This window comes from Streptomyces sp. G7(2002) (genome assembly GCF_028870195.1).
Lineage (GTDB): Bacteria > Actinomycetota > Actinomycetes > Streptomycetales > Streptomycetaceae > Streptomyces > Streptomyces nigrescens.
In genome coordinates, this window is the sequence record NZ_CP102609.1 from 4,107,445 (window position 1) to 4,132,732 (window position 25,288).

17 protein-coding genes and 1 tRNA gene are annotated in these 25,288 nt (G+C 71.4%); 11 read left to right on the top strand and 7 right to left on the bottom strand.

The window, feature by feature from the left end; all coding sequences use genetic code 11:
* Positions 1-451: 451 nt before the first annotated feature.
* A complete protein-coding gene (gene mfd, locus NUT86_RS16965) occupies positions 452-3,997 on the bottom strand; it encodes a transcription-repair coupling factor (protein ID WP_274736115.1) in 3,546 nt (1,181 codons plus the stop codon).
* A gap of 317 nt (positions 3,998-4,314) precedes the next feature.
* Here mfd and NUT86_RS16970 point away from each other — a divergent pair, with 317 nt between their 5' ends.
* Positions 4,315-5,823 (top strand): MFS transporter, encoded by a 1,509-nt coding sequence (locus NUT86_RS16970; RefSeq protein ID WP_274740515.1) that lies wholly within the window; start codon positions 4,315-4,317, stop codon positions 5,821-5,823.
* Between the two features lie 42 nt (positions 5,824-5,865).
* Here the strand turns inward: NUT86_RS16970 and NUT86_RS16975 are convergent, their stop codons facing one another.
* The 4 genes from NUT86_RS16975 to NUT86_RS16990 form a co-directional block, all read right to left on the bottom strand.
* Positions 5,866-6,876: a cellulose-binding protein gene (locus tag NUT86_RS16975; protein WP_274736116.1), complete on the bottom strand. Its 1,011-nt coding sequence runs from the start codon at positions 6,874-6,876 to the stop codon at positions 5,866-5,868.
* Positions 6,877-7,040: 164 nt separating this feature from the next.
* Positions 7,041-7,976, bottom strand: a complete 936-nt coding sequence (locus NUT86_RS16980) for an LCP family protein (RefSeq protein WP_018091049.1) — start codon at positions 7,974-7,976, stop codon at positions 7,041-7,043.
* Positions 7,977-8,225: 249 nt separating this feature from the next.
* A complete protein-coding gene (locus NUT86_RS16985) occupies positions 8,226-11,081 on the bottom strand; it encodes an SUKH-4 family immunity protein (RefSeq protein WP_274736119.1) in 2,856 nt (951 codons plus the stop codon).
* Between the two features lie 5 nt (positions 11,082-11,086).
* Positions 11,087-12,094 (bottom strand): SMI1/KNR4 family protein, encoded by a 1,008-nt coding sequence (locus NUT86_RS16990; protein ID WP_037742320.1) that lies wholly within the window; start codon positions 12,092-12,094, stop codon positions 11,087-11,089.
* Between the two features lie 319 nt (positions 12,095-12,413).
* On the opposite strand from NUT86_RS16990, the gene NUT86_RS16995 reads away from it, so the two are divergent.
* Positions 12,414-12,932, top strand: coding sequence for a YwqJ-related putative deaminase (locus NUT86_RS16995; protein WP_018091052.1), 519 nt, complete (start codon positions 12,414-12,416; stop codon positions 12,930-12,932).
* 8 nt (positions 12,933-12,940) lie between these two features.
* The gene (locus tag NUT86_RS17000; protein WP_274736124.1) at positions 12,941-13,504 is read left to right on the top strand and encodes an SUKH-3 domain-containing protein; all 564 of its coding nucleotides are present in this window, start codon (positions 12,941-12,943) and stop codon (positions 13,502-13,504) included.
* A 277-nt stretch (positions 13,505-13,781) separates the two neighbouring features.
* Here the strand turns inward: NUT86_RS17000 and NUT86_RS17005 are convergent, their stop codons facing one another.
* Positions 13,782-15,248 carry a sensor histidine kinase gene (locus tag NUT86_RS17005; protein WP_274736126.1) on the bottom strand — a complete coding sequence of 489 codons (1,467 nt, stop codon included), beginning with the start codon at positions 15,246-15,248 and terminating at the stop codon, positions 13,782-13,784.
* Positions 15,249-15,404: 156 nt separating this feature from the next.
* On the opposite strand from NUT86_RS17005, the gene NUT86_RS17010 reads away from it, so the two are divergent.
* From NUT86_RS17010 to NUT86_RS17040, 7 genes are all read left to right on the top strand, one after another.
* A complete protein-coding gene (locus NUT86_RS17010) occupies positions 15,405-16,265 on the top strand; it encodes a hypothetical protein (protein WP_274736128.1) in 861 nt (286 codons plus the stop codon).
* A gap of 29 nt (positions 16,266-16,294) precedes the next feature.
* Positions 16,295-16,366 (top strand) — tRNA-Gln (locus tag NUT86_RS17015).
* A 132-nt stretch (positions 16,367-16,498) separates the two neighbouring features.
* Entirely contained in the window at positions 16,499-17,956 is a 1,458-nt protein-coding gene (glmU, locus tag NUT86_RS17020; protein ID WP_078518695.1) for a bifunctional UDP-N-acetylglucosamine diphosphorylase/glucosamine-1-phosphate N-acetyltransferase GlmU, read from the top strand.
* Between the two features lie 72 nt (positions 17,957-18,028).
* Positions 18,029-19,003 carry a ribose-phosphate diphosphokinase gene (locus tag NUT86_RS17025; RefSeq protein ID WP_018091057.1) on the top strand — a complete coding sequence of 325 codons (975 nt, stop codon included), beginning with the start codon at positions 18,029-18,031 and terminating at the stop codon, positions 19,001-19,003.
* Positions 19,004-19,208: 205 nt separating this feature from the next.
* A complete protein-coding gene (locus NUT86_RS17030) occupies positions 19,209-19,805 on the top strand; it encodes a 50S ribosomal protein L25/general stress protein Ctc (protein ID WP_018091058.1) in 597 nt (198 codons plus the stop codon).
* 142 nt (positions 19,806-19,947) lie between these two features.
* Positions 19,948-20,535: an aminoacyl-tRNA hydrolase gene (gene pth, locus NUT86_RS17035; RefSeq protein WP_159488029.1), complete on the top strand. Its 588-nt coding sequence runs from the start codon at positions 19,948-19,950 to the stop codon at positions 20,533-20,535.
* Between the two features lie 79 nt (positions 20,536-20,614).
* A complete protein-coding gene (locus tag NUT86_RS17040) occupies positions 20,615-21,139 on the top strand; it encodes a hypothetical protein (RefSeq protein WP_109890260.1) in 525 nt (174 codons plus the stop codon).
* Between the two features lie 73 nt (positions 21,140-21,212).
* Here the strand turns inward: NUT86_RS17040 and ppc are convergent, their stop codons facing one another.
* Positions 21,213-23,975, bottom strand: coding sequence for a phosphoenolpyruvate carboxylase (ppc, locus tag NUT86_RS17045; protein ID WP_018091061.1), 2,763 nt, complete (start codon positions 23,973-23,975; stop codon positions 21,213-21,215).
* 304 nt (positions 23,976-24,279) lie between these two features.
* Between ppc and NUT86_RS17050 the strand changes: the two genes are divergently transcribed.
* A complete protein-coding gene (locus NUT86_RS17050; RefSeq protein ID WP_274736133.1) occupies positions 24,280-25,287 on the top strand; it encodes an acyl-CoA desaturase in 1,008 nt (335 codons plus the stop codon).
* The last annotated feature ends 1 nt before the right edge of the window (position 25,288 follow it).

Consider the following 25,288-nt stretch of genomic DNA (forward strand, 5'->3'; position numbering starts at 1 on the left):
CGGGTGGCCCCGCCGTGCCTGTCCCGCCTGTCGGCGGGGAGGTGTGTATGGGGTGGGGCCCCTGGTGTGTGGTGGGTGCCGGTGGCGGGGGCTCCGGGGTGTGTTGTCGGACTGCTTCGCTGCCGACAACACGCCTTACCACCTCCCGTACGCGGTGGGGACCCCACCCCGGTGGTGAAGAAAACAAAGACCAGTAGCTCGGCCGCATCGTGGCGCGGCCGAGCTACTGGCTCTTCGCTCCTACCCCCCCCCACCGGACGAGGCCGCCATCCGGACGGGAGGGGGCGGGCGGGTTTCCGGACGTAAGCGAAGCAGTCGGAAACCCGCCCCAGAAAACCCACCTCCCTCTACCACCAACAACAAGCGACCCCCGCCCAAACACCCCCACCCCCGCCGACAGGCGAAAACAGAAGAGGCACGGCGGCGCCACCCGACAACGTGGGAAGCGGGGCTAAGAGCCCAAAACGGTGGAGAGGAACTCTCCTGTCCACGCGAGCAGCTCGCGCCCAACCACCGGCTTGCCGCCGATCTTTGCCGTCGTCGGCCGCGGTACAAGAATTTGCTGGGTGGCCGGCTTGAGGACCGTACGGGGGTAGAGCCGCTTGAGGCGCAGCTCCTGGGACTCGCGCAACTCCACGGGGCCGAAGCGGATGTTGGCGCCCTGGAGCGTGATGTCGGCGACGCCGCACGCGCGGGCAAGCATGCGCAGACCGGCGACCAGGAGCAGGTTCTCGACGGGCTCGGGCAGCTTGCCGTAGCGGTCGGTGAGTTCCTCGCGGACGGCCGCGATGTCCTCCTCCGAGGAGGCGGAGGCGATGGCGCGGTAGGCCTGGAGGCGCAGCCGCTCGCCGGGCGCGTAGTCGTGCGGGACGTGCGCGTCCACCGGGAGTTCGATCTTGACTTCGAGCGGGGGCTCCTCCTCGACGCCGCCTTCGAGGGAGGCGCGGTAGTCGGCGACCGCCTCGCCGACCATACGGACGTAGAGGTCGAAGCCGACGCCGGCGATATGGCCGGACTGTTCGCCGCCGAGGAGGTTGCCCGCGCCGCGGATCTCCAGGTCCTTCATGGCGACGTACATGCCCGCGCCCATCTCGGTGTGCTGGGCGATGGTCGCCAGCCGCTCGTGGGCGGTCTCGGTGAGCGGCTTCTCCGGCGGATAGAGGAAGTAGGCGTAGCCGCGTTCCCGGCCGCGGCCCACCCGGCCGCGCAGCTGGTGGAGCTGGGAGAGGCCGAAGTTGTCGCCGCGCTCGACGATCAGGGTGTTGGCGTTGGAGATGTCGATGCCGGACTCGACGATGGTGGTGGAGACCAGGACGTCGAACTTCTTCTCCCAGAAGTCGACGACGACCTGCTCCAGCTGCGACTCGCCCATCTGGCCGTGGGCGGTCTGGATCCGGGCCTCGGGGACGATCTCGCGGAGCCGGGCGGCGGCCTTGTCGATGGACTCGACCCGGTTGTGGATGTAGAAGACCTGGCCCTCGCGCAGCAGTTCACGGCGGATGGCGGCGCCGATCTGCTTCTGCTCGTAGGGGCCGACGAAGGTGAGGACCGGGTGGCGCTCCTCGGGGGGCGTGGTGATCGTCGACATCTCGCGGATGCCCGTGACCGCCATCTCCAGGGTGCGGGGAATGGGGGTGGCGGACATGGTCAGGACGTCGACGTTGGCGCGGAGCTTCTTCAGCTGCTCCTTGTGCTCGACGCCGAACCGCTGCTCCTCGTCGACGATGACCAGGCCCAGGTCCTTGAACTTGGTCTCGGAGGAGAAGAGGCGGTGGGTGCCGATGACGAGGTCGACGGAGCCCTCCCGCAGCCCTTCGAGGACGCCCTTGGCCTCGGCGTCGGTCTGGAAGCGGGACAGCGCCTTGACGTTGACCGGGAACTGGCCGTAGCGCTCGGTGAAGGTGCCGTGGTGCTGCTGGACGAGCAGGGTGGTCGGGACCAGGACGGCGACCTGCTTGCCGTCCTGGACGGCCTTGAAGGCGGCGCGGACCGCGATCTCGGTCTTGCCGTAGCCGACATCGCCGCAGATCAGACGGTCCATGGGGACCGACTTCTCCATGTCCTCCTTGACCTCGGCGATGGTGGTGAGCTGGTCGGGCGTCTCCGCGTACGGGAAGGCGTCCTCCAGCTCGCGCTGCCAGGGGGTGTCCGGGCCGAAGGTGTGGCCGGGCGCCGCCATCCGCGCGGAGTAGAGCTTGATCAGGTCGGCGGCGATCTCCTTGACGGCCTTCTTGGCGCGCGCCTTGGTCTTGGTCCAGTCGGCGCCGCCCAGGCGGTGCAGCGTCGGGGCCTCGCCACCGACGTACTTGGTGACCTGCTCCAGCTGGTCGGTGGGGATGTAGAGGCGGTCGCCGGGCTGGCCGCGCTTGGCCGGCGCGTATTCGACGAGGAGGTATTCGCGGGTGGCGCCCTGGACCGTGCGCTGCACCATCTCGATGTAGCGGCCCACACCGTGCTGCTCGTGGACGATGAAGTCGCCCACTTCCAGGGTGAGCGGGTCGATGGTCTTGCGGCGGCGGGCCGGCATCCGGGCACCGTCCTTGCCGGCCGCCTTCTGGCCGGAGAGGTCGGTCTCGGTGAGGACGGCGAGCCGCAGCGACGGGTCGAGGAAGCCGTTGTCGAGGGAGCCGCAGGAGACATGGACGAGGGACGGGGAGATCTCGGCGAGGTCGGCGTCCAGGCGGGCGGGGATGCCCTCGCCGCCGAGGACCTCGACCGTGCGGGCCGCCGGGCCGTGCGCCTCGGTGAGGAACACCGTGCGCCAGCCGTCCGCGAGCCACTGCTTGGTGTCGGCCAGCGCCCGCTGGGTGTCCCCCCGGTAGGTGTCGGGGGCGTGCATGCCCAGCTTGAGGGTGTCGCCGTCGGTCTCCAGGTCCTCGTCGGCCGCGAAGGGACTGACCGACCACCACATCATCCCCAGCTCGCGCGCCCGGTCCCGGACGTCCGCGATGCCCCACAGGGAGGCCGCGCCCACATCGATCGGGGCCGCTCCCCCGCCCGCGCTGGCCGCCCAGGACGCCTGGAGGAACTCCTGGCTGGTCGCCACCAGATCGGCGGCCCGGGTGCGCACCCGCTCCGGGTCGCACACCACGGCCATCGAGCCCTTCGGCAGCACGTCCAGCAGCAGCTCCATGTCGTCCACCAGGACCGGAGCGAGCGACTCCATGCCCTCGACCGCGATCCCCTCGGCGATCTTGCCGAGGAGTTCGCCCAGCTCGGGGTGCTGCTCGGCGAGCGCCGCTGCCCGCTCCCGCACCTGGTCGGTCAGCAGCAGCTCCCGGCACGGCGGCGCCCACAGACCGTGCTCGGCGACCTCCAGGGACCGCTGGTCGGCGACCTTGAAGTAGCGGATCTCCTCGACGTCGTCGCCCCAGAACTCGACGCGGAGGGGGTGCTCCTCGGTCGGCGGGAAGACGTCCAGGATCCCGCCGCGGACCGCGAACTCGCCGCGCTTCTCGACCAGCTCCACCCGCGCGTACGCGGCCGCCGCCAGACCGTCGACGATCTCTTCGAGGTCGGCGGTCTCGCCCGTGCGCAGACTGACCGGCTCCAGGTCGCCCAGGCCCTTGACCTGCGGCTGGAGCACCGAACGGATGGGGGCGACGACGACGGAGACGGGGCCGGCGGTGGGGTCGTCCTGGCGCGGGTGGGCGAGCCGGCGCAGCACGGCGAGGCGGCGGCCGACGGTGTCCGAGCGCGGCGAGAGCCGCTCGTGCGGCAGCGTCTCCCAGGCCGGGAACTCCACGACGGAGTTGTCCTCGCCGGCCGGCATCAGGCTGCGCAGCGCGGCGGCGAGGTCCTCGGCCTCCCGGCCGGTGGCGGTCACCGCGAGCACCGGACGCCCGGCCTGCCGGGCGAGCGCGGCGATCGCGAAGGGGCGGGCGGCCGGCGGCCCCACCAGATCCACCTGCGGGCGGTGGCCGTCGGCCGCGGCCTGCACCGCTTCGGCGAGCGCCGGGTCCCGTACGACGACGTCGAGCAGACCAGTCAGGCTCATGAGAAGGTTCCGTCCCAGCGAGGCGAACAACGCAGCAGCCCGACACGTCTCACGGGCCGGGGTTGCCAAGCGTACGCCCGCCCACTGACAGGCCGGGCCCGGAGCCCGGAACGCCCGCGCCCCCGTACGGCGCATCGGGACACCACGGGAGCCGTGGTTCCGCACCCCGCGGCCCCCATGGAAGGGTGCACCCTACAAGGACATCCGGAGGGGGAACGGTGAGCGGAAGCACACGACGTACCGGAGACAGCGGCACTCTGCGGGCGCCGGGCCCGCCGCCCGCGGGCCCGCCACGCCGTCCCGTCGTCGCCGCCCTGATGCTCGGGATGGCACTGGCCGCACTCGACTCGACGATCCTGGCCACCGCCATCCCCCAGATCGTCGGCGACCTCGGCGGCTTCGCGGTCTTCTCCTGGCTGTTCTCCGGCTATCTGCTGGCCGTCACCGTCACCCTGCCGGTCTACGGCAAGCTCTCCGACACCTTCGGCCGCAAGACCGTCCTGATCACCGGCATCGTGCTCTTCCTCGTCGGCTCGCTGGCCTGCGCCGGGGCCTGGAACATGGCCTCGCTGATCGCCTTCCGCGTGGTGCAGGGCCTGGGCGGCGGCGCCCTCCAGGGCACCGTCCAGACCATCGCCGCCGACCTCTACCCGATGAAGGAACGCCCCAAGATCCAGGCCAGGCTCTCCAGCGTCTGGGCCACCTCGGCGGTCGCCGGGCCCGCGCTGGGCGGACTGCTCGCGGCCTATGCCGACTGGCGATGGATCTTCCTGGTCAATGTGCCGGTGGGCGCGGTCGCGCTCTGGCTGATCGTGCGGCACTTCTCCGAGGCGGAGCGGAGCCGGACGGCCCCCGGCGCCGGCCCCCGGGTGGACTGGCCCGGCGCGCTGGCGATCTTCGCCTGCGGCGGGCTGCTGCTGACCGCCCTGGTGCAGGGCGGGGTGGCCTGGGCCTGGCTCTCCACCCCGTCGCTGCTGCTGTTCGCCGGGAGCGCGGCGTGCGCGGCGCTGACCGTCCTCATCGAGCGCCGGGCCGCGGAGCCGATCATCCCCGGCTGGGTCTGGCGCCGCCGCACCATCTCCGCCGTCAACCTCGCCCTGGGCGCCCTGGGCCTGCTGATGGTCGCCCCGACGGTGTTCCTGCCCACCTACGCACAGTCGGTGCTGGGCCTGAGCCCGACCGCCGCCGGTTTCGTGCTGTCCGTGATGACCCTGAGCTGGCCGGTCTCGGCCGCCCTCAGCAGCCACGTCTACAACCGCCTGGGCATCCGCACCTGCGCGATGCTCGGCATCGGCGCGGCCGGACTGGTCCTGCTCGCCTTCCCGCTGCTGCCCTACCCCGGCGCGGCCTGGCAGCCCGCGCTGATCATGCTGGCGCTCGGCGCGACCCTCGGCCTCTTCCAGCTCCCGCTGATCATCGGCGTCCAGTCCTCCGTCGGCTACACCGAGCGCGGCACCGCCACCGCGTCCATACTCTTCTGCCGCCAGGTCGGCCAGTCCCTCGGCGCCGCGCTCTTCGGCGCCCTCGCCAACGCCACCCTCAACGACCGCCTCGCCCACGCCCCTTCGGGCATCCGCCCCGGCCTGCCCGACGACCTCGACGCGGTCTCGCGCGCGCTGGAACACCCCGGCGACCTCACCGCGCAGGCCACCGACTACCTCCGCCGCGCCGTCGACACCACGGTCGACCACGTCTACCTCGGCGCCGCCGCGGCCGCCGGGCTCGCACTGCTCGCCCTGCTGCTGGCACCGCGGCGCTTCCCGATGCACACGGACACCGGGGGCACGGGCACGGGCACGAACGAGGGCGAGCCGGGCGGGACCTGACCGGGAGACCGGCCCCGGGGCGACGGCGGGGCGGCCGTACGGTCAGGCGCCCGCGCCGCCGCCCGCGCGCGGCAACTGCGTCTCCAGGGTGTCTTCCTCATCGGGACCGGCGTCCGGGGCGGTGCCGGCGTCCCGCCCGCCGCCCCGCGGCTCCGTCCCGTCGTCCACGTCCGGTGCCGGTGCCTTCCCGGTGAGCGCGGCCAGGCTGTTGCGTACATGGGTCATATGGGTGCGGACCTCTTCGCGCTCCGCGTCGTGCTCCCGCAGGATCCGCTCCGTGGTGCGCTCGATGCGCTCCACCTCGGCCCGCGCCTGGGACAGCAGCCCGGCGCCACGGTCCTCGGCGTCCTCCTGACGGTGCCGGGCGGCCTCCTCGGCCTCCGCGTACAGCCGCTCGCCGTCGGCGCGGGCGGCCTTCCCCCGGGCGTCCAGCTCCGCGACGAGCTGGTCCATCTCCGCCTCCATCTGCGCGAATTGCCGGCCGGCCGCGTCCCACTCCTCGGCCTGCCGCTTCTCCTGGTCGCGCAGCAGCTGCGCGGTGCGCCGCTGCACCTCCGCCAGCTCTTCGGCCGCCTCCTCCCGCAGCTTCCCGGCCTCCTCGGTCGCCACGGTCACCAGCTCCGCGGCCTCGCCCCGCGCCGCCTCCCCCGTGCGCCGGGCCCGCGTCTCCGCCTCGCCGCGCCGGGCGTACGCGTCCTTGTCGGCCGCCTCCCGGACCTCGTCCGCATGGACCGCGGCCTCCTCCCGGATCTGCTCGTCCGCCTGCTGCGCCTCGGTCCGCAGCCGCGCCGCCTCGGACTCCGCGGTCGTCAGGATCAGCCGGGCCTCACGGCCGAGCGAGGCATACGTCTGCGGTGGCAACTGCGCCACATGGGCCCGCAGTTCCGTGAGTTCGGCCTCCATCTCGTTGGACAGGACCGTGAGCCGCGCGGCGCGCTCCCAGCAGGAGTCGCGGTCGACCGAGAGTCCCTCGACCCGGCGGTCGACATCCTCCGGCCGGTAGCCACGCCCTCGTACGGTCTCGAACCCGTGAGGCGAAACCGATGCACTCATCCCTCAAGCCCCTCTCCGCCGCGCGCAGCAGTCGTGCGACCCGCAGCCTTCCGCGCCATTTCGCATGGTTGTGTGCAGCACTGTGCCGTTACGCGCCTTCCCTGGAGATCGGTGCGACATCGCGCCCTCGCGGCACTTCACCCCATCCACCCCACCAGGATGCGTCATTTGGTGCCAGAAGTCGGAATCCGGTCATCGTGGCGCAGCGCCTCGAACAACTCCCTCGCCCCGTTCTCGTCCCACGGCAGCACCGACCCGACGCCACTGACCATCACCCCGGGCCGGTGCACCGGAACCGTCGTCGCCGTCCCGCCGCCCCCGGCGATCTGCTTCATCGACCAGCCCATATCCAGCAGCCGTGCCAGATCAGCGCCCTCGTCCACGAGCAGCGCCGCCAGCGAGGCGTCCCTCACCCGCGTCAGCCGGTCCGGATCGAGAAGCACCGACGGGGCGGCCATTTCGTCCGCCACCGCACCGAGCAACTGCCGCTGGCGCTTCACCCGTCCGAGGTCACCCTCTGGGTCGGCATACCGGGCCCGTACGAACGCCAGCGCCTCGGCGCCGCTCATCCGCCGGCAGCCGGCCGGGAAGTCCGCGCCCGACTTCTCGTCCTTCAGCGGGGCGTCCAGACACAGCCGCACCCCGTCCAGCGCGTCCACCACCTGCACGAACCCCAGGAAGTTCACCTCGGCATAGCGGTCGATCCGCAGCCCGGTCGCCTGCTCCACCGTTCGGGTGAGCAGCTTCGGACCGCCGTCCGCATACGCCTCGTTGATCTTCCGGCTGCCATGGCCGGGTATCGGGACGTAGCTGTCGCGCGGCAGGCTGACCAGCGTGGGACCGTGCTCACCGGAGTGCAACACCATGATCGTGTCGGTGTTCTGCACCTCGTTGTTGCCGACATGCAGCTCCTCGCGCTGCTGCGGGGTCAGCGCGGTACGGCTGTCCGTGCCGACCAGCAGCCAGTTGGTGCCCTTTCCCGCGGCCGGCCGCCCGGCGTACTCGCCCAGCGCATCGACATGCTGCAACTGCCGCCCCGACGACACATACAGCCAGGCCCCGCCCGCACACACCAGGGCGACCAGCACCAGCAGCGTCACCAGGGTCCAGGTGAACCACGCCCAACGGCTCCGGCGCGGCCGCGGCCGAAGCGGCGGCCCGCCCGTCCTCCGCCCACGGTGCCACCAGCGCGGGCGCGCCGTCCGGTACGGCGTCGTCGACGACGCCTGTGACAGCGGGGATATCGGACGGCCCATATACGCATGGTCAGGGCGCCCGACCCATCCCGCAGGTCGAGCGCCCTGACCGTGCCCGGCGGCGGCGTCTGCCGCCGGCCCATTGACGCGCCGCTACAGCAGCCCGTCCCACATCTGTTCCAGCAGCACCGACCACCAGGTCTCCGGCGACCCCAGCGCGGGCGGATCCAGCGCGACCAGCTGCGCCTGGAAGTCGACGGTCCACCGGCCCGCCTGCTCGGGCGTCAGCCCGTACCGCAGCCGCCACATCCGCCCCAGCATCGCCAGACAGCGCGTGAACTCCGGCAGCCCCGAGTTCACGAACTGCGGCGTCGCCGGCTGCCCGCCAGGACCGGCCTCCATCGGCACCGCCACGATGTGCGCGGTCCCGTACTGCACACACAGCTGACGGCCGAAGTCATTGCCCATCACCAGATACGACCCGGCATCCGCGGCCGGCTGCACCATCCGCTCCGCCGCCAGCTCCGCCAGCGTCGGCACCGGACGGTGCGGCTGCGCCTGCGCCCAGAAGAACGGCCCGAAGTCGACCGGCAGCCCGGCCCACACCAGCATCTGCGCCACCACATCGGGCACCCCCTGCCGGGAGACCGCCCGCTGGTCGAAACGGAAGAGGGCCTGCGGGCCGAACGCCTGCTCCAGCTCCTGCCCGATCACCTGCGGGGGCACCGGCGGCACCGGCTGCACCTGCGACGGATGCGGCAACGGCACCCGCACCGGCGCCGGCCGCGCCGGACCGTCCGCGACCTGGTGCAACTCGCCCTGATGCTCGACGAGATGCCGTACGCCCTGCTGGCGCGAGGCATGGTCCCTGCCGTACGCGGCGGTGTGGCTGATCCGCACCTGCGGCCAGTTGTCCCGGATCATCCGGGCGCAGTAGCCACCCGGCAGATCACAGCACTCCAGCTCGGTGTGCAGCTCCAGCACCTGCTGCGGCGGCACGTTCATCTGGCGCAGCTCGTGCAGCAGCTGCCACTCCGGATGCGGTGTGCCGGGCGCCGAACGCCGCACGATCTTCTGCTCGGACCCGTCCGGCGCGCGATAGCTCAGCACGGCCATGTAGCCCGGACCGACCGTCGGCTGACCACTGGGCGCCTGCGGATAGCCGTACGCACCGCTACCGCCGGGGCCCGGCGCACCGGGCGGCCCCTGCGGAGGTCCGGGCGGCGCCGCGTGCGGGGGCGTGGGACCGGCCGACGGCGGCACACCGGGAGCACCCGGCCCACCGGCGCCGCCGGGACCACCCGCACCGCCGGGCAGCGCCGCGCCGCCCGCCAGCATCGTGGCCGCGGCATGCACCCCGCCGCCACCGGTGCCGCCCGCGGCGGGCGGGGCGGGCGGCGGCGGGGGCGGACCGCCCTGGCCGCCGGAGCTCCGGCCGTCCGCGGGAACCCCGGGCTTACCGGGCGGGCCGGGAGGCTTGGGCGCGCCCGGCACACCGGGCGGCGCGGGCGGCGGCGGCACCCCGGGGCCACCGGCGGCACCGCCCGGCCCGCCCGCACCCCCGAGGCCGGCTGCCTGCACGGACGCGCCGTCGGCGAGCATCGTCGCGGCGGCATGCACCCCGCCGGGACCGGGACCACCGGCCGCCGGGGCACCCGCCCCGCCGGAACCGGAAGCACCGGACCCGTCGGACCCACCCGACGCCTCCGGCCCGCCCGGTCCGTCCACCGCGCTCAGATCCAGCTCCGCCGCGTCCAGCTGCGAGACCAGCTGCGTCGGCACATAGCCACCGGCCGGCGCACCGGGAGCACCGGGGCCGGACGCCGCGGGCCCACCGGGCGGGCGCACCCCGTCCCCGCCCGTACCGGCCTCCGCGGCCTGCGCCGGGTCCTGCTGCGCACCGTCCCGGCCCGCACCGGGGGGACCGGGCGCGGCGGGCGGCGGGGGCGGGCCCGCGGCGGCGTTACCGGGCAGCGACGAGCCGTCGGCCAGCATCGTCGCCGCGGCATGTACTCCGCCGCCCGCGGGCGGCGCGGCGGGAGGCGGCAGCCCCGGCCCGGCCGCGGCGGGCGTACCGGCACCCGGCGGGGGCGGCACATCGGTGACCGGCGGACCCGACGGCGGCGGCAGATCCGGCAGCCCCCCGGCGGCCGGCGGAGCGGACGGCATCGGCGGCGGCAGCGCACCGCCGCCGGGCCGGGCCCCGTCCGGCGAATCCAGCGCGGGCGCGACCTGCGTACGCGGCAACTGACTGCCGCCCTGCAGCAGTTCGGTCTTGGCCTCCGGCCGGGCCCGCGGCGCCGACGGAGCGTCCTCCTCCTCGTCGAAACCGGCCAGCGGCGGCGCGAACACCGTCGCGGGCAACCCCACCGAACGGTCCTCGCCGCCTCCGGCGGTCGTGTCCGCCTCGGCCCACGGCGTCGGCACACCGGCGGGACCGGCGCCCGCACCCGTCTCCGCCGCCTGCGCACCGCTCTGCGCGGCCCCGCCGTCCGTACCGTTGACGCTCACCTCGGCCCAGGCATCCGACGCCGACGACGCGGCCGCGGGCGCAGGGGCAGGCGCGGGAGCAGGAGCGGGAACGGACGGCGCGGCAGCCGCCGGCGCCTCCTCCGCGCCCCGCCGCTCGGCCACGCCCCTCGCGTCCGCCGCCTCCTGCAGCCACTCCGGCGGCGTCAGCAGAAACGAGGTGGCCTCCAGGTCGATCCGCTGCGGCGGCGCCTCGGCAACGCCGTACCCACCGTCCGCGGCAGCGCCGTACTCCTCCTCGTAACGCCGGATCACCTCACCCACCGGCAGCCCCGGCCACAGCGTCGTCTCCCCGCTGTCCCGCGCGATCACCAGCCGGGCCCGGCCGCCATCCGTCGCCGGACCGCCCTCGCGGTCCTCCGCCCAGGCCACGAAGCCCAGATCGAACTCCCGCACCCGCACCTCACGATGGAGCGCCGACGGCACCTCGCCGTTCACCCACCGCTCCGCGCGCTCCTGCGCCTGCGCGAACGTCACCACCGCACTCAACCCCCCACCGCGACCGCGTACGCGAAACCACCGTCGACCATCAGATCCGCCACCGTCTCCAGCTCCGGCGGATTGCCCGCCAGCCGCTGCAGGAAGTCATCGAAATCCGCGCCGCACGGCAACAACAGCCGCTCGACCCGCTCCTGCACCGTCCACCCGTCCTGGTCCCGCGCATCGTCGTACGGGCAGAACCACACCGAACCGAGCGCCTCGCCGCGCACCTTCACCGCGACCACACCGCCCTGCACGAACGCCACGCCCAGATAGTCCTTGGTGAAGTGATCCCGCAGACACTTGTTCACATAGAGCAGATCATTGACCGCCGCGTCATCGCGCACCGTGAAGAACGGCTGGTCGACCAGCAGCCCCAACTCCGCGTCCAGCGCCGCCCCCACCGGCGCACAGCCGCCCGCCGCCTTCAGGAACGACCGGTACGCGCCCGGCAGCCGATAGCCCAGCGCCTCCTCGGCCTGCGCCAACTGCTCCTCGCCCACCGACAGATCACGGTGCGGCAGCCCGAAGTGCGCCGGCCGCGTCTCCTGCAACGGCCGGGTACCGCGCTTGTCGTGCGCCACGGCGGCCGTCGCCAGCCCGCCGTGATGCCGCAACAGCGCCTTCACCTCCACCGGAACCAGCTCCATCCGCCGGGTACCGGCCACGTGATGCCAGGTCCAGCCGTGCGGTGTCGCCACGGCCGGCACATCTATCCACAGCTCGTGCCCCTGCGCGTGCAGGGCCGCGTTCGCCGACACATAGTCCGTCAGCCGCAGTTCGTCGACGCCGAAACCCTCCGGCGGCTCGGCGATCTCCGCCGCCGCGCGCGCATACGGCGAGAACTCCGGGAAACCCCGTTCGTCCATCCGCACACCGGCGGGGTACCGTGCCGCACGGACCGGATCCGGAAAATGCACGACCTGCCCGGCATAGGCCGAATTCGGTGGCGCGGCATGTCCCGCCGCCCGGGGGCCGGGGTGTGCCCCCAGCCCTTGCCGACCTGTCGTCATCGCGCTTGCCCCCTGGCTGAAGCTGGCTTTGGAGCACAGCCTAAGCCGTACCGCTACGCCGTCCCCCCTCCCCCGCCCCCGCTCGTCAGCCCCGCGACACACCGACGTCACCCACCGCCCCACCACCCCCGAGCCCCCCGCGCACCACCCCGCCCACCAGCCCCGTTGCCCCGCGACCGACGCCCCGTCAGCCCGCCGTGAGATCATCGACAGCCCGCCCGACTACCGCAACACCCAGCACATTTGGCAGGCTGACCTCTCCCGCCTACGGCGGGGGGACCCCCAGCTACACGGGGATTCGGGGAGGGAAAGCACCACCATGAGCACCACTGCACGCCACCACAACGCAGCCGCAGGCGACCCCCGCATCGGCTGGAGCGGCCCCGCGGACGCCGAACGCGCCCCCGCCCTCCACCACCGCCGCGACGGCATCCTCCCCACCATCGGCGCTGCCTTGTCCGTACGCGGACAAACCCTCACCTGCACCGCGAGCAAGGCCGAACAGCCCCCCGCCCTGCACCCCCTCGTCCAGGACTTCCTCGACACCCTCGCCACCGCACAACGCGAACGCTTCACCGGACGCTGCCCCGAAGCGGTCCTCCTCTCCCGGCACCTCACCGCCGTCGAGGGCAACCGCGGCAAACGCGCCTCCCGCAAACCCCTCACCAACGGCGAAGCCCGCCGCTCCCTCAAACACTCCAAAATCACCGCACGCCACATCCGCGAGGACGGCGACCCCCAGCACGGCAGCTACGCCCCGCCCTGCCGCTCCTGCGACGCCCTCCTCGCCCACTTCGGCGTCATGCCCATCAGCGGCACCGCGCCCACAGGAAGCTGACCGCCACCATGCCGCCCACCACCCCCGGACCCCGCACCCCGGCCCACGACCGGACCGACTCGACCCGCTTCCCCGCCGCCGTCGACGTCGCCCTCCACGAAGCCGGCTGGCAGCCCGGCCGCTGGGACATAGAACAGGCGGAACACTGGGCCGACACCCTCCGCGCCCACACCTCCCCCGCCGGCCACCGCCACACCGTCTTCCCCGCCGCCGTCGAAGCCTGGGCCGAATTCGGCGGACTGCACATCACCGGGCCCGGCCCCGGGCGCCACATCGCCCCCGCCCCCTTCGCCATCGACCCCCTGCACGGCCTCCACCTCGCCCGCACCCTCGGCGACCTCGGCCGCGCCCTGGAAACCGATGTGGCCCCCCTCGGCCGCGAAGAACTCACCACCCGCGACGGCGACACCTACAGCCAGGCGGCCCTCGCCATCGACACCGAGGGCCGCGTCTACAGCCTCGATCACACCGGTGACTGGTATCTGGGGCCGGACATCGACAGTGCGTTGGGGGTGTTGGTGTTGGGGAGGCGGCCTGTGCGGCTGGGGGTGGCGGCGCACGTTGTTGACTGAGGCGCCGTAGTTCTTCTGTGGTTTCTTTCCGCCTTCGGCGGGGTGGGGGTGTTTGGGCGGGGGCCGCTTGTTGTCTGTGGTGGTGCCGGGTTCGGGCCTCCGGGGCCTGTGTTGTGGACTGCTTCGCTTTACGTCCACAACACAGGCCCCGGAGGCCCGCCCCCTCCCGTCCGGAATGGCGACCCCCGTCCGGTGGGGGTGAGGGTTTTTAAAGACCAGTGGCTCGGCCGCGTCGTTGTGCGGCCAGGCCCGGTACGGCGCCGGTGACGGAGCGCGATCAGGCGGCCGTCGTGATGGAGGCGGGTAGCACTGCCGATACGCGGAAGCCGCCGGAGTCCGTCGGGCCCGATACGAAGACGCCGCCCAGAGCGTTTACCCGCTCCCGCATGCCTACCAGGCCGTTGCCGCCGCTCGGCAGGCCCGCGTCGGCCGCGCCGCCCTCGCTGGGGCCGTTCTCCACCTGGACCGCCAGCTCACCGTCGCGGTGCGCCAGCCGCACCCGCGCGCGTGCCCCGGGCGCATGCTTGTGCACATTCGTGAGCGCCTCCTGCACCACGCGATAGACGGTCCGCTCCACCCGCGGCGCATACTGCCGCCCGTCAGAAGCAGCCGGCTCCCCCTCGGCCACCCCGTCCACGGTCAGCTCGACGACCATCCCGGCCGCCCGGGACTGACCCACCAGATCCGCCAGCTCCGCCAGATGCGGCCCCTCGGCGTCCGTATCCACGGCGGCCGGCGCCGGCGCCGAAGCCCCGCCCGTCGGACCGCCGTCCTCCGAGGACTCCGCCGCGGCCCCGGCCATGGACGGCTCCGGGGACCGCGCCTGCACCGTCGCACCCGCCCGGGAAGCCACCGCCGCCAGCCGCTCCGGCGCATCCGACACCGCGGCACCCCGCACCGCCGCCCCGTCGGCCGTACGCAACACCCCCAGCATCTCCCGCAGCTCCGTCAGCGCCTGCCGCCCCATGTCGCCGACCAGACCCGCGTTCTTCGACGCCTTCTCCGGGTCCTTCAGCGCCACCGCCTGCAGCGCCGCCGCATGCACCACCATCAGACTCACCCGGTGCGCGACCACATCGTGCATCTCCCGCGCGATCCGCGTCCGCTCCTCATTACGGGCCCACTCCGCCCGCTCCTCGGCCCGGTCCGCCAGCAACGACAGCTCGCGCTCCAGACCGTCCGCCCGCTCCCGCAGACTCTCCACGAGCCGCCGACGGGCACCCACATACAGCCCCCACAACACCGGCGGCGCCGTCAGCACCAGCCCCAGCGCGAGCGACATCGCCGGGATCAGCCACATCGGCGGCTGGAAGTCCTCCTGCGCCGCCACGTCCTGCCGCAGGCTGAGGAACGTCGTCACCAACGTCCCCGTCACCGTCATCCCCGCCAGCAACGCCGTGATCCGGCGCGGCACCTCCGACGCGGCGAGCGTGTACAGCCCCACCGTGCTCAGCAGCCCGCCCATCTCCGCCGGGATCACCGCTATCGAGACCAGCACCACCACCACCGGCCAGCGGCGGCGCAACAACAGCACCGGCCCCGCCAGCAGGCCGAGCAGTATCCCGAGCAGCTCGGGCAGCTGCGCCCCCTCGGCGAACCGCGCCCCCTCGAACGCACACTCCACCGTGGAAGCCGCCGCCAGAAACACATCCAGCACGGCACTCCGCCGGCGGGCCCACCACCACGGCCCGCTCACCGGCGCACCCCGCGCGCCCACACCTTCACTTGCCCCCGTCGCGGTCATACCGTCCAGCCTACGGGCGCCCGCCCCCGTTCCCCCGACCCATTACCGGCCCCTGTCCTGGCCCATTACCAGCCCTTACCGCCGGTTTTCACCCGAACTATTGAATCGCCCACATTTTCGACCCTGTCACACGCCTGCACGCGCCACCCTGTTCCCATGCCGAACCCCCATCGGGAACACCCCGACTACGAGTCCTTACGCCCCCAGGCCGTCGCCCTGCGCCGGGCCGGCCTCAGCCGCCGCCAGATCCGCGACCGCCTCCACGTCCACAACAACGACATCCTCAACCGCCTCCTCGAAGGCGTCCCCGCCCCCGACTGGACCCGCCGCCCCAACTCCAAGGACGACCTCCGCGCACGAGCCCGCGAGCTCCGCAAACAGGGCCTCACCTACGACCGGATCCAGGTCGAGCTGGGCTGCTCCAAGAGCTCGATCTCACTTTGGGTGCGGGATCTGCCGAAGCCGAAGCCGCTCCGCACCCCGGCAGAGCAGGCCCGGATCGCCCGCGAAAAACGGTGGGAGCACGAGCTGGCGGTACGGGACAGGGAACGCCGGGAAACGAAGAGCGCAGCAACCCAGGAGGTCGGTGATCTGTCGGACCGGGAGCTCCTCTTCGCCGGAGCCGCCCTCTACTGGGCCGAGGGCGCCAAGGACAAGCCGTACAAGCGGCGAGAACACGTCCAGTTCGTCAACAGCGACCCCGGCGTCATCGAGGTCTTCCTGGCCTGGCTGCGCCTGCTCGGCGTGGAGCCGTGCCGGATTGCCTACCGGGTCATGATCCACATGACTGCCGACGTGGAGGCGGCCGAGCGCTACTGGGCCGAACTCGTCGGCGTGGACGTCGCCGCGCTCCAGAAGACCACGATCAAGAAGCACAACCCCAAGACCACGCGCAAAAACGTCGGGGAGGGCTACCGCGGCTGCCTGGTGGTCCGGGTGCTACAAAGTGCAGAGCTATACCGTCGCATCGAAGGCTGGTGGTACGGCATAGTGTTGGGTGCCAAGCGGCCAGACTGACGAGATGTCCGGTTTGGGCCGCCTTACTATCCCCTGTGGTGTAATTGGCAGCACTGAGGCTTTTGGTGCCTTATGTCCGGGTTCGAGTCCTGGCAGGGGAGCACACGCACAACAGGCGATTTTCCGGGTCCTGACCACGACGTCAGGACCCGCCCGCGTTTCGGCTGCAATACGCACCGGTATCCTTCGGATGACCACCACCCGAAGTAGCCAAGAAGCCGAAGGGCATCCCCGTGAGCGCCAACCGCCCGGCAGCCGTCGTCGTTCTCGCAGCGGGTGAGGGCACCCGCATGAAGTCGGCCACCCCAAAGGTCCTGCACACCCTCTGCGGCCGCTCCCTCGTCGGCCATGTCGTCGCCGCCTCCCGTGAGCTGGACCCCGAGCATCTCGTCGTGGTCGTCGGCCACGCCCGCGAGCAGGTGCAGGCGCATCTCTCCGCGGTCGACCCCGCCGTGCGCACCGCGGTGCAGCACGAGCAGAACGGCACCGGTCACGCGGTCCGTACTGCTCTGGAGGAGCTGAGCCAGAGCGGTGTGGCCGTCGACGGCACGGTGATCGTCGTCTGTGGTGACACCCCGCTGCTGACCGGCGAGACGCTGCGGCTGCTGGGTGACACGCACGCCGCGGACGGCAATGCCGTCACGGTGCTGTCGGCCGAGGTCCCGGACGCGACGGGTTACGGGCGTATCGTGCGCGACGAGAGCTCGGGCGCGGTGACCGCGATCGTCGAGCACAAGGACGCGAGTGTGGCGCAGCGGGCGATCCGGGAGATCAATTCCGGGGTGTTCGCTTTTGACGGGCGGCTGCTGGTCGATGCGCTCGGCAAGGTGCGGACGGACAACAGTCAGGGCGAGGAGTACCTGACCGATGTGCTGGGGATCGTGCGGGAGGCCGGGCACCGGGTCGGTGCGGCGGTGGCCGGTGATCACCGGGAGATTCTGGGGATCAACAACCGGGTGCAGCTGGCGCAGGCGCGGCGGCTGCTGAACGACCGGCTGCTGGAGCGGGCGATGCTGGCCGGTGTGACGGTGGTGGATCCGGCGTCGACGTGGGTGGATGTGTCGGTGACGTTCGAGCCGGACGCGACGGTTCACCCGGGTACGGAGCTTCTGGGTGCGACGCATATCGCGACGGGTGCCGAGGTGGGTCCGCATTCGCGGTTGTCGGATACGTCGGTGGGTGCGGGCGCGGTGGCGTCGTTCACGGTGGCCGAGGGTGCGCGTATTGGTGAGGGGGCGAATGTCGGTCCGTACGCGTATCTGCGTCCGGGGACCGATCTTGGTCCGAAGTCGAAGGCCGGTACGTACGTGGAGATGAAGAACGCGTCGATCGGTGAGGGCACGAAGGTGCCGCATCTTTCGTATGTGGGGGATGCGACGATTGGTGAGTTCACCAATATCGGCGCGGCGAGTGTCTTTGTGAACTACGACGGTGAGGCGAAGCACCACACCACGGTCGGTTCGCATTGCAAGACGGGGTCGGACAACATGTTTGTGGCTCCTGTCACGGTCGGGGACGGCGCTTATACGGCGGCCGGCTCTGTTATCACCAAGGATGTGCCCCCGGGTTCGCTGGCGGTCGCGCGTGGCCAGCAGCGGAATATCGAGGGTTGGGTCGCGCGTAAGCGGCCTGGAAGCGCCGCCGCGCAGGCGGCTTCGGCTGCTCGCCAGGAGTCCGAGGGCGAGCGGTGATCGTGCAAGGGGTGCGCCGTGCGGGGCGTACCGTGATGAACGCACGCAAACTGTGATTCGAGGAGATTTGCTGTGACCGGGATCAAGACGACCGGCGAGAAGAAGCTGATGCTCTTCTCCGGCCGCGCCCACCCCGAGCTGGCGGAGGAGGTCGCGCATCAGCTGGGTGTGGGCCTGGTCCCGACGAAGGCTTTCGACTTCGCCAACGGTGAGATCTATGTCCGCTATCAGGAGTCGGCGCGTGGCGCGGATTGCTTTTTGATTCAGAGCCACACGGCTCCGATCAATAAGTGGATCATGGAACAGCTGATCATGATTGATGCGCTGAAGCGGGCCTCGGCCCGGAGCATCACCGTGGTCGTGCCGTTCTACGGTTATGCGCGTCAGGACAAGAAGCACCGTGGCCGTGAGCCGATTTCGGCACGGCTGATCGCGGATTTGATGAAGACGGCGGGTGCGGACCGTGTGGTGACGGTTGATCTGCACACCGACCAGATCATGGGCTTCTTCGACGGCCCGGTGGATCATCTTTTTGCGCTGCCGGTTCTTGCGGACTATGTGGGCGCGAAGGTGGACCGGGAGAAGCTGACGGTGGTTTCGCCGGACGCGGGCCGGGTGCGGGTGGCGGACCGCTGGTGTGACCGTCTGGGTGCGCCGCTGGCGATTGTGCACAAGCGGCGTGACAAGGACGTGGCGAATCAGGTCACGGTGCACGAGGTCGTCGGTGATGTGAAGGACCGGGTGTGTGTCCTGGTCGACGACATGATCGACACGGGCGGCACGATTTGTGCGGCGGCGGATGCGCTGTTCGCGAATGGTGCGTCGGATGTGATCGTGACGGCGACGCACGGTGTGCTGTCGGGTCCGGCGGCGGACCGGCTGAAGAATTCGAAGGTGAGCGAGTTCGTGTTCACGAATACGCTGCCGACGCCTTCGGAACTGGAGCTGGACAAGATCACGGTGCTGTCGATGGCGCCGACGATTGCCCGTGCGCTGCGTGAGGTGTTCGAGGACGGTTCGGTGACGAGCCTCTTCGAGGAGCAGTGAGTGCGGGGCGTCGGGCGGGCCTGTGAGGTAGTCCGGCGCTGATCGACTTTGGGGCGGCCTTCCGGCCGGGTAGACTCGTGGAGTTGCTCGGCGAGGGAGGCCGCCTTTTTTGGTGGTTGTCCGTTATCGACGCGCTCTTCGTAGCAGGTCTGTCGTGGGCCGGGTGACGCCCACCAGATGTTTCTGAGATACGAGGAGTGCAGTCATGGCCGAGGTCAAGCTCACCGCCCAGGTTCGTACCGACTTCGGTAAGGGTGCCGCCCGTCGCGCCCGCCGCGCCGACCTGGTTCCCGCGGTCATTTACGGTCACGGTGCCGAGCCGCAGCACGTCGCGATCAACAACCACGCGCTGATGATGGCCCTGAAGACGCCGAACGCCCTGCTGCGTCTGGAGTTCGACGGCAAGAACGAGCTGGTCATCCCCAAGGCCGTGCAGCGTGAGGCGATCCGTGGCTTCCTGGTGCACGCGGACTTCCTGGCCGTGAAGAAGGGCGAGAAGGTCAACGTCGAGCTGCCGATCCACACCGAGGGCGAGCTGGCCCCGGGCGGCAACCTGCTCGAGTACTCGCTGAACACCCTGCCGGTCGAGGCCGAGGCCACCCACATCCCGGAGTCGGTCACCGTCTCCATCGCGGGTCTGGACGCCGGTCACTCGGTGCAGGCCAAGGACATCGCGCTGCCGGCCGGTGTGTCGCTGGCCGTTGAGGACGACGCCGTGGTGCTGCAGGTCGTCGCGGCGCAGGCGGAGGCGCCGGCCGAGGAGGCCGCCGAGGGTGAGGGCGCTGAGGGCGCCGAGGCCTGAGTCTTTTTCGCTGAGGCGGGTTCTCAGCGCTTTGTCCAGCCGCTGCCGCGCGCCTTTGGGCGTGGGGTGGCGGTTGGGCTGTTTCATGGGCAGTTGCGGTCGGGGCCGGCGGGTGTGGCCGGCGGATGTGGGAGTGACTGAGATGGCGGACGCTGATCCGTGGCTGGTGGTGGGGCTGGGTAATCCGGGCCCGGAGTATGCGCGTAATCGCCACAATGTGGGTTTCATGGTGGCGGATTTGCTGGCGGAACGGATGGGGGGCCGTTTCAAGGCGCACAAGGCGCGGGCGCAGGTGGTGGAGGGGCGTTGTGGTGCGCCGGGCCCGTCGGGTCGCCGTGTGGTGGTGGCGAAGCCGTTGTCGTTCATGAATCTGTCGGGTGGTCCGACGACGGCGTTGCGGGATTTCTACAAGGTGCCGGTGGGCAACATCGTGGCGATTCACGATGAGCTGGATATTGATTACGGTGCGCTGCGGCTGAAGCTGGGCGGCGGTGACAACGGTCACAACGGTTTGAAGTCGATCACGAAGTCGTTGGGGGCGGAGTATCACCGGGTGCGGTTCGGGATCGGGCGTCCGCCGGGCCGTATGCAGGTGGCGGATTTTGTGCTGAAGGATTTTTCGGCGGCGGAGCGGCGCGAGCTGGATTATTTCGTGGACCGTGCGGCGGATGCGGTGGAGACGCTGATTGTCGATGGTCTGGAACGGGCGCAGACCACGTACAACTCGTGAATGGGACAGTGGGGGTCAGTCTCTGACGAACCGTTGTCCGAGGTTGACGGGTGTGGGTGGATGGCCAAGGATCGCCGCCATGCCCAGAAGCAGTACGCGTACCCGTCCGGTCAGACGTAGTCGTTTCCGGCGTGCCGGTGAGAGCGCCTATGGGGCGCTCCTTGTCGCCAGGACCGGGTTGATGGGTCTGCTGGCGTTGCTCCTGCTGGTGGCGGGGGTGTGGACGTCGTGGCACACGGCGCAGTACGCGATGCTCGTCAAGGCGCGGGAGCGCGGGATGATGACGGTGTCGGCGTGTGCGGGTGAGCGGTGCACGGGCCCGTATGTTCCGTCGGCGGGTGAGGGCCGGCGGCTGGCGAAGGTGTCGATTGCGGAGGCGGCGGCGCCGGACAAGGGTGCGCGGGTCGAGGTGACGGTCAAGCCGGGGACGACGCATGCGGTGCGGACCGGGGCGGCCGGGATTCTGCATGCGTGGGTGCCGTTCGCGGGGTCGTTGTTGCTGGCGGCGCTGGTGGTGGCCGGGGGGATGCGGCTGCGTCGTACGGCGTGGGTGATGGGGTTGTTGGGGGCGGTGTTGTTGGGCGCGGCGTTCACGGCGCTGTAGAGCTGAAGACGGCGGCGGCCCGTCCTCCTTGGTGGGAGGGCGGGCCGCCGCCGTGGTGTGGTGCGGGGGTGGGTCAGCCGGTGTTGCGCAGTCCGGCGGCGACGCCGTTGACGGTGAGCAGGAGCGCACGGGCGAGGACCGGGTCGGGCTCCTCGCCGCGTTCGGCGGCGCTGCGCTGGCGGTCCAGCAGCGAGACCTGGAGGTAGGAGATCGGGTCCAGGTAGGCGTCGCGGATGTGGAAGGTCTGCTTGAGGACGTCGTTGGAGTCGAGGAGTTCCTTCTCCCCGGTGACGCGCAGGACCTCGGCGACGGTGAGTTCGTGCTCGGCCTTGATGACGTCGAAGACGTGCTTGAGCTTGTCGGGGACGAGGGTGTCGACGTAGTGCTGGGCGATCCGCAGGTCGGTCTTGGCCAGCGTCATGGTGACGTTGGACAGGAAGTTGCGGAAGAAGTGCCAGTACTCGTGCATTTCGTCCAGGACGCTGTCGAGTCCGGCTTCGCGGGCGGCCTTGAGGCCGGTGCCGACGCCGAACCAGCCGGGGACGATCTGGCGGGACTGGGTCCAGCCGAAGACCCACGGGATGGCGCGCAGTCCGTCGAGTCCGGCGCCGGAGTCGGGGCGGCGGGAGGGCCGCGAGCCGAGGTGGAGTTCGGCGAGCTGGTCGACGGGGGTGGAGGCGAAGAAGTACGCGGGCAGGTCCGGGTCTTCGACGAGGCGGCGGTAGGCGCCGTGGGCGGCGTCGGAGACGGTTTCCATGGCGGCGTCCCAGCGGGCCAGGGCCTCGTCGGACTGCCGGGGGGCGGTGTGCAGGGCGGAGGCCTGGAGGGTGGCGGCGACCGTCAGTTCCAGGTTTTCCCGCGCCAGGGACGGGACGAGGTACTTGTCGGAGATGACCTCGCCCTGTTCGGTGACCTTGATCTCGCCTTCGAGGGTTCCGTAGGGCTGGGCGAGGATCGCGTCGTGGGAGGGGCCGCCGCCGCGGCCGACGGTGCCGCCGCGGCCGTGGAAGAGGCGCAGCCGTACGCCGTGCCGGTGGGCGACGTCGCGCAGCAGGCGCTGGGCGCGGTGGATCTCCCACTGGGAGGTGGTGATGCCGCCGAACTTGGAGGAGTCGGAGTAGCCGAGCATGACCTCCTGGACGTCGCCGCGCAGGGCGACCAGGCGCCGGTAGGAGGGGTCGGCGAGCATCTCGTCGAGCAGCTGGTCGGCGATCTTCAGCTCGTCGGTGGTCTCCAGGAGCGGGACGATGCCGATCTTGGCCCAGCCGGCGTGCAGGTCGATCAGGCCGGCTTCGCGGGCGAGGACGGTGGCGGCGAAGACGTCGTCGGAGCCCTGGCACATCGAGATGATGTAGGACTCGACGACCTCGGGGCCGAAGGTGTCCTTGGCCTTGAGGATGGTGCGGAAGACACCGAGCGTCTTGGCGCCGGCCTCGTCGAGCGGTGCCGGGGTGGGGGCCAGCGGGCGGCGGGAGCGCAGTTCCTTGGCGAGGAGCTTGCGGCGGTAGTCGCGCGGCATGTCCACGTAGCGCCAGGATTCTTCGCCGAGGCGGTCGAAGAGCTGGCCGAGGGCGTGGTGGTGCGCGTCGGCGTGCTCGCGGACGTCCATGGTGGCGAGCTGCAGGCCGAAGGCGGCGATGGTGCGCAGGGTGCGCTCCAGGCGGCCGTCGGCGACCAGTCCGCCGCGGTGTGCGCGCAGCGAGGTCTGGATCAGGGCGAGGTCGTCGAGGAGCTCCACGGTGCCGAGGTAGTCACGGCCGGGGACGTGGGGGGTATCGCCGGCGAGGCGTTCGCGGGTGTTGACGAGCTTCTGCCGGATGCAGGTCGCCTTGAGGCGGTAGGGCTCCTCGCTGTTCAGCCGCTTGTAGCGGGGGCTGATCTCGGGGAGGAGGTCGAGGTCGCGCTGGAGGGAGGCCAGCAGCTCGTCGGTGGCGCCGCAGTTGCGGATGGAGTTGGACAGCGCGCCGCGCAGCTCGTCGACGTGCTCCAGGGCGTCGGTGATGCCGTGCTCGTGCTGGAGAAGCAGGACGTCCCAGGTGACCTGGGGGGTGACGTTGGGGTTGCCGTCGCGGTCGCCGCCGATCCAGGTGCCGAAGGTGAGCGGGCGGGTGCCGGCGGGCAGCTCGGTGCCGGCCCGCTCCAGCTCGGCGGCGAGGTCTTCGAGGACGTCGCCGACCGCGCCCCGGCCCAGCTCGTCGAGGTAGTAGATGGCGTTGCGGGCCTCGTCGGTGGGCTCGGGGCGGGCGACGCGCAGCTCGTCCGTCTGCCAGATGAGGTCGATGTTCTCGGCCAGGCGCAGGTCGGCGCGGCGGCGCTCGCCGTCGGGGCTGTCGAGCAGTTCGGCGACCTTGCGGAGCTTGGTGAGGACGGAGCGCCGGGCGGCCTCGGTGGGGTGCGCGGTGAAGACGGGGCGTACGCCGAGGTTGCGGGCGGTCTCGCGGAGGTGCTCGGGGTCGGCGTCCTTGAGCATGTCGGCGGTGCGGGCGAGGATGCTGCCCTCGGCGGCGCGCCTGGCGCCCAGCTCCCGGCCGCGGTGGACCTGCTCGGTGACGTTCGCGAGGTGGAAGTACGTGGAGAAGGCGCGCACCAGCTTGGCGGCGGTGGCCAGGTCGGTGTCGCCCAGGAGCCGGGCCGCGGCTTCGCCGTCGGACCGGGTCAGGGCGCGTACCCGCTCGACCAGGTCGAGCAGTTCCTGTCCCTCTTGTCGGACGAGGGTCTCGCCGAGGAGATCACCGAGGCGGCGGATGTCGGCACGCAGGGCGACGTTGTCGCTCGGGCCGGCTTCGGGGCCTTCGATGGACACGATCTCGGCCGGAGTGTTGTCGGCACTGCTCACAGGTGCGGCTCCTTGCAGCGATCAGGGACGTCGCACCGCGACCCGTGGGAGGGGTCGGGACGGGCGACGGGGTGGGCAGGTCTGATGCGGGCGGGTTGCGGACCGCGCTGTCCGACGTCCCCAGGATAGGTCTGCCCAGCTTCGGCAGATCACACCGTCCGCTGTGTGGGCACTGCGTCACAGGTGGGAGGGTGTGGCGCCTGTCACGGCCTTGCCCGTGGCGGCGGCACTGCCATACTTACGAGACCGTAGGTTACGGTCCCGTAGCCGTAGCCGTGCCCCCGAGCCCCCGACGAGGGACACCATGACCGCTGGTCCTGAAGCCGTAGAAGATCCACCGATTCCTGCCGATTCCGCCGTCGGTCCGTCCGCCGGTACCCCGTCCGCGACGCTGGGCGGCGAGCAGCGCAGGTCGCTCGAACAGATCACGCTCCTGCTGTTCATCACCGTCCCGTTCGTGGCCCTGGTGGCCGCGGTGCCACTGGCCTGGGGCTGGGGGGTGAGCTGGCTCGATCTGGGGCTGATGGTGGCGATGTACTACATCGGCTGCCACGGCATCACGATCGGCTTCCACCGCTACTTCACGCATGGCGCCTTCAAGGCGAAGCGGCCGCTGCGGATCGCGCTCGCGATCATGGGGTCGCTGGCCGTGGAGGGGCCGCTGGTGCGCTGGGTGGCCGACCACCGCAAGCACCACAAGTTCTCCGACGCCGAGGGCGACCCGCACTCTCCGTGGCGCTTCGGCGAGACGGTGCCCGCCCTGATGAAGGGCCTGTGGTGGGCGCACATCGGCTGGATGTTCGACGAGGAGCAGACGCCGCAGCAGAAGTACGCACCGGACCTGATCAAGGACAGTGCGATCCGTACGATCTCCCGCCAGTTCGTGCTGTGGACGGCGGTGTCGCTGCTGATCCCGCCGCTGGTGGGCGGCCTGGTTACCTGGTCCTGGCAGGGTGCGCTGAGCGCGTTCTTCTGGGGTTCCCTGGTCCGTGTCGCGCTGCTGCATCACGTGACGTGGTCGATCAACTCCATCTGCCACGCGGTCGGCAAGCGCCCCTTCAAGTCCCGGGACCGTTCGGGGAACGTCTGGTGGCTGGCCGTCCTCTCGTGCGGTGAGTCCTGGCACAACCTGCACCACGCGGACCCGACCTGTGCGCGGCACGGGGTGATGAAGGGGCAGCTGGACTCCAGCGCCCGCTTGATCCGCTGGTTCGAGAAGGCGGGCTGGGCGTATGACGTCCGGTGGCCGGATGCGTCCCGTCTCGATGCCCGACGCGCGGAGAAGGCCGCCGGGGGTGCCTCCCGGCGGTAGC

Excerpts from the sequence above, each read along its gene's own strand:
- mfd (WP_274736115.1), bottom strand. The coding sequence starts at position 3,997 with ATGAGCCTGACTGGTCTGCTCGACGTCGTCGTACGGGACCCGGCGCTC.
- NUT86_RS16970 (WP_274740515.1), top strand. The coding sequence starts at position 4,315 with ATGCTCGGGATGGCACTGGCCGCACTCGACTCGACGATCCTGGCCACC.
- NUT86_RS16975 (WP_274736116.1), bottom strand. The coding sequence starts at position 6,876 with ATGAGTGCATCGGTTTCGCCTCACGGGTTCGAGACCGTACGAGGGCGT.
- NUT86_RS16990 (WP_037742320.1), bottom strand. The coding sequence starts at position 12,094 with ATGACGACAGGTCGGCAAGGGCTGGGGGCACACCCCGGCCCCCGGGCG.
- NUT86_RS16995 (WP_018091052.1), top strand. The coding sequence starts at position 12,414 with ATGAGCACCACTGCACGCCACCACAACGCAGCCGCAGGCGACCCCCGC.
- NUT86_RS17000 (WP_274736124.1), top strand. The coding sequence starts at position 12,941 with ATGCCGCCCACCACCCCCGGACCCCGCACCCCGGCCCACGACCGGACC.
- NUT86_RS17005 (WP_274736126.1), bottom strand. The coding sequence starts at position 15,248 with ATGACCGCGACGGGGGCAAGTGAAGGTGTGGGCGCGCGGGGTGCGCCG.
- NUT86_RS17010 (WP_274736128.1), top strand. The coding sequence starts at position 15,405 with ATGCCGAACCCCCATCGGGAACACCCCGACTACGAGTCCTTACGCCCC.
- NUT86_RS17030 (WP_018091058.1), top strand. The coding sequence starts at position 19,209 with ATGGCCGAGGTCAAGCTCACCGCCCAGGTTCGTACCGACTTCGGTAAG.
- pth (WP_159488029.1), top strand. The coding sequence starts at position 19,948 with ATGGCGGACGCTGATCCGTGGCTGGTGGTGGGGCTGGGTAATCCGGGC.
- NUT86_RS17040 (WP_109890260.1), top strand. The coding sequence starts at position 20,615 with ATGCCCAGAAGCAGTACGCGTACCCGTCCGGTCAGACGTAGTCGTTTC.
- NUT86_RS17050 (WP_274736133.1), top strand. The coding sequence starts at position 24,280 with ATGACCGCTGGTCCTGAAGCCGTAGAAGATCCACCGATTCCTGCCGAT.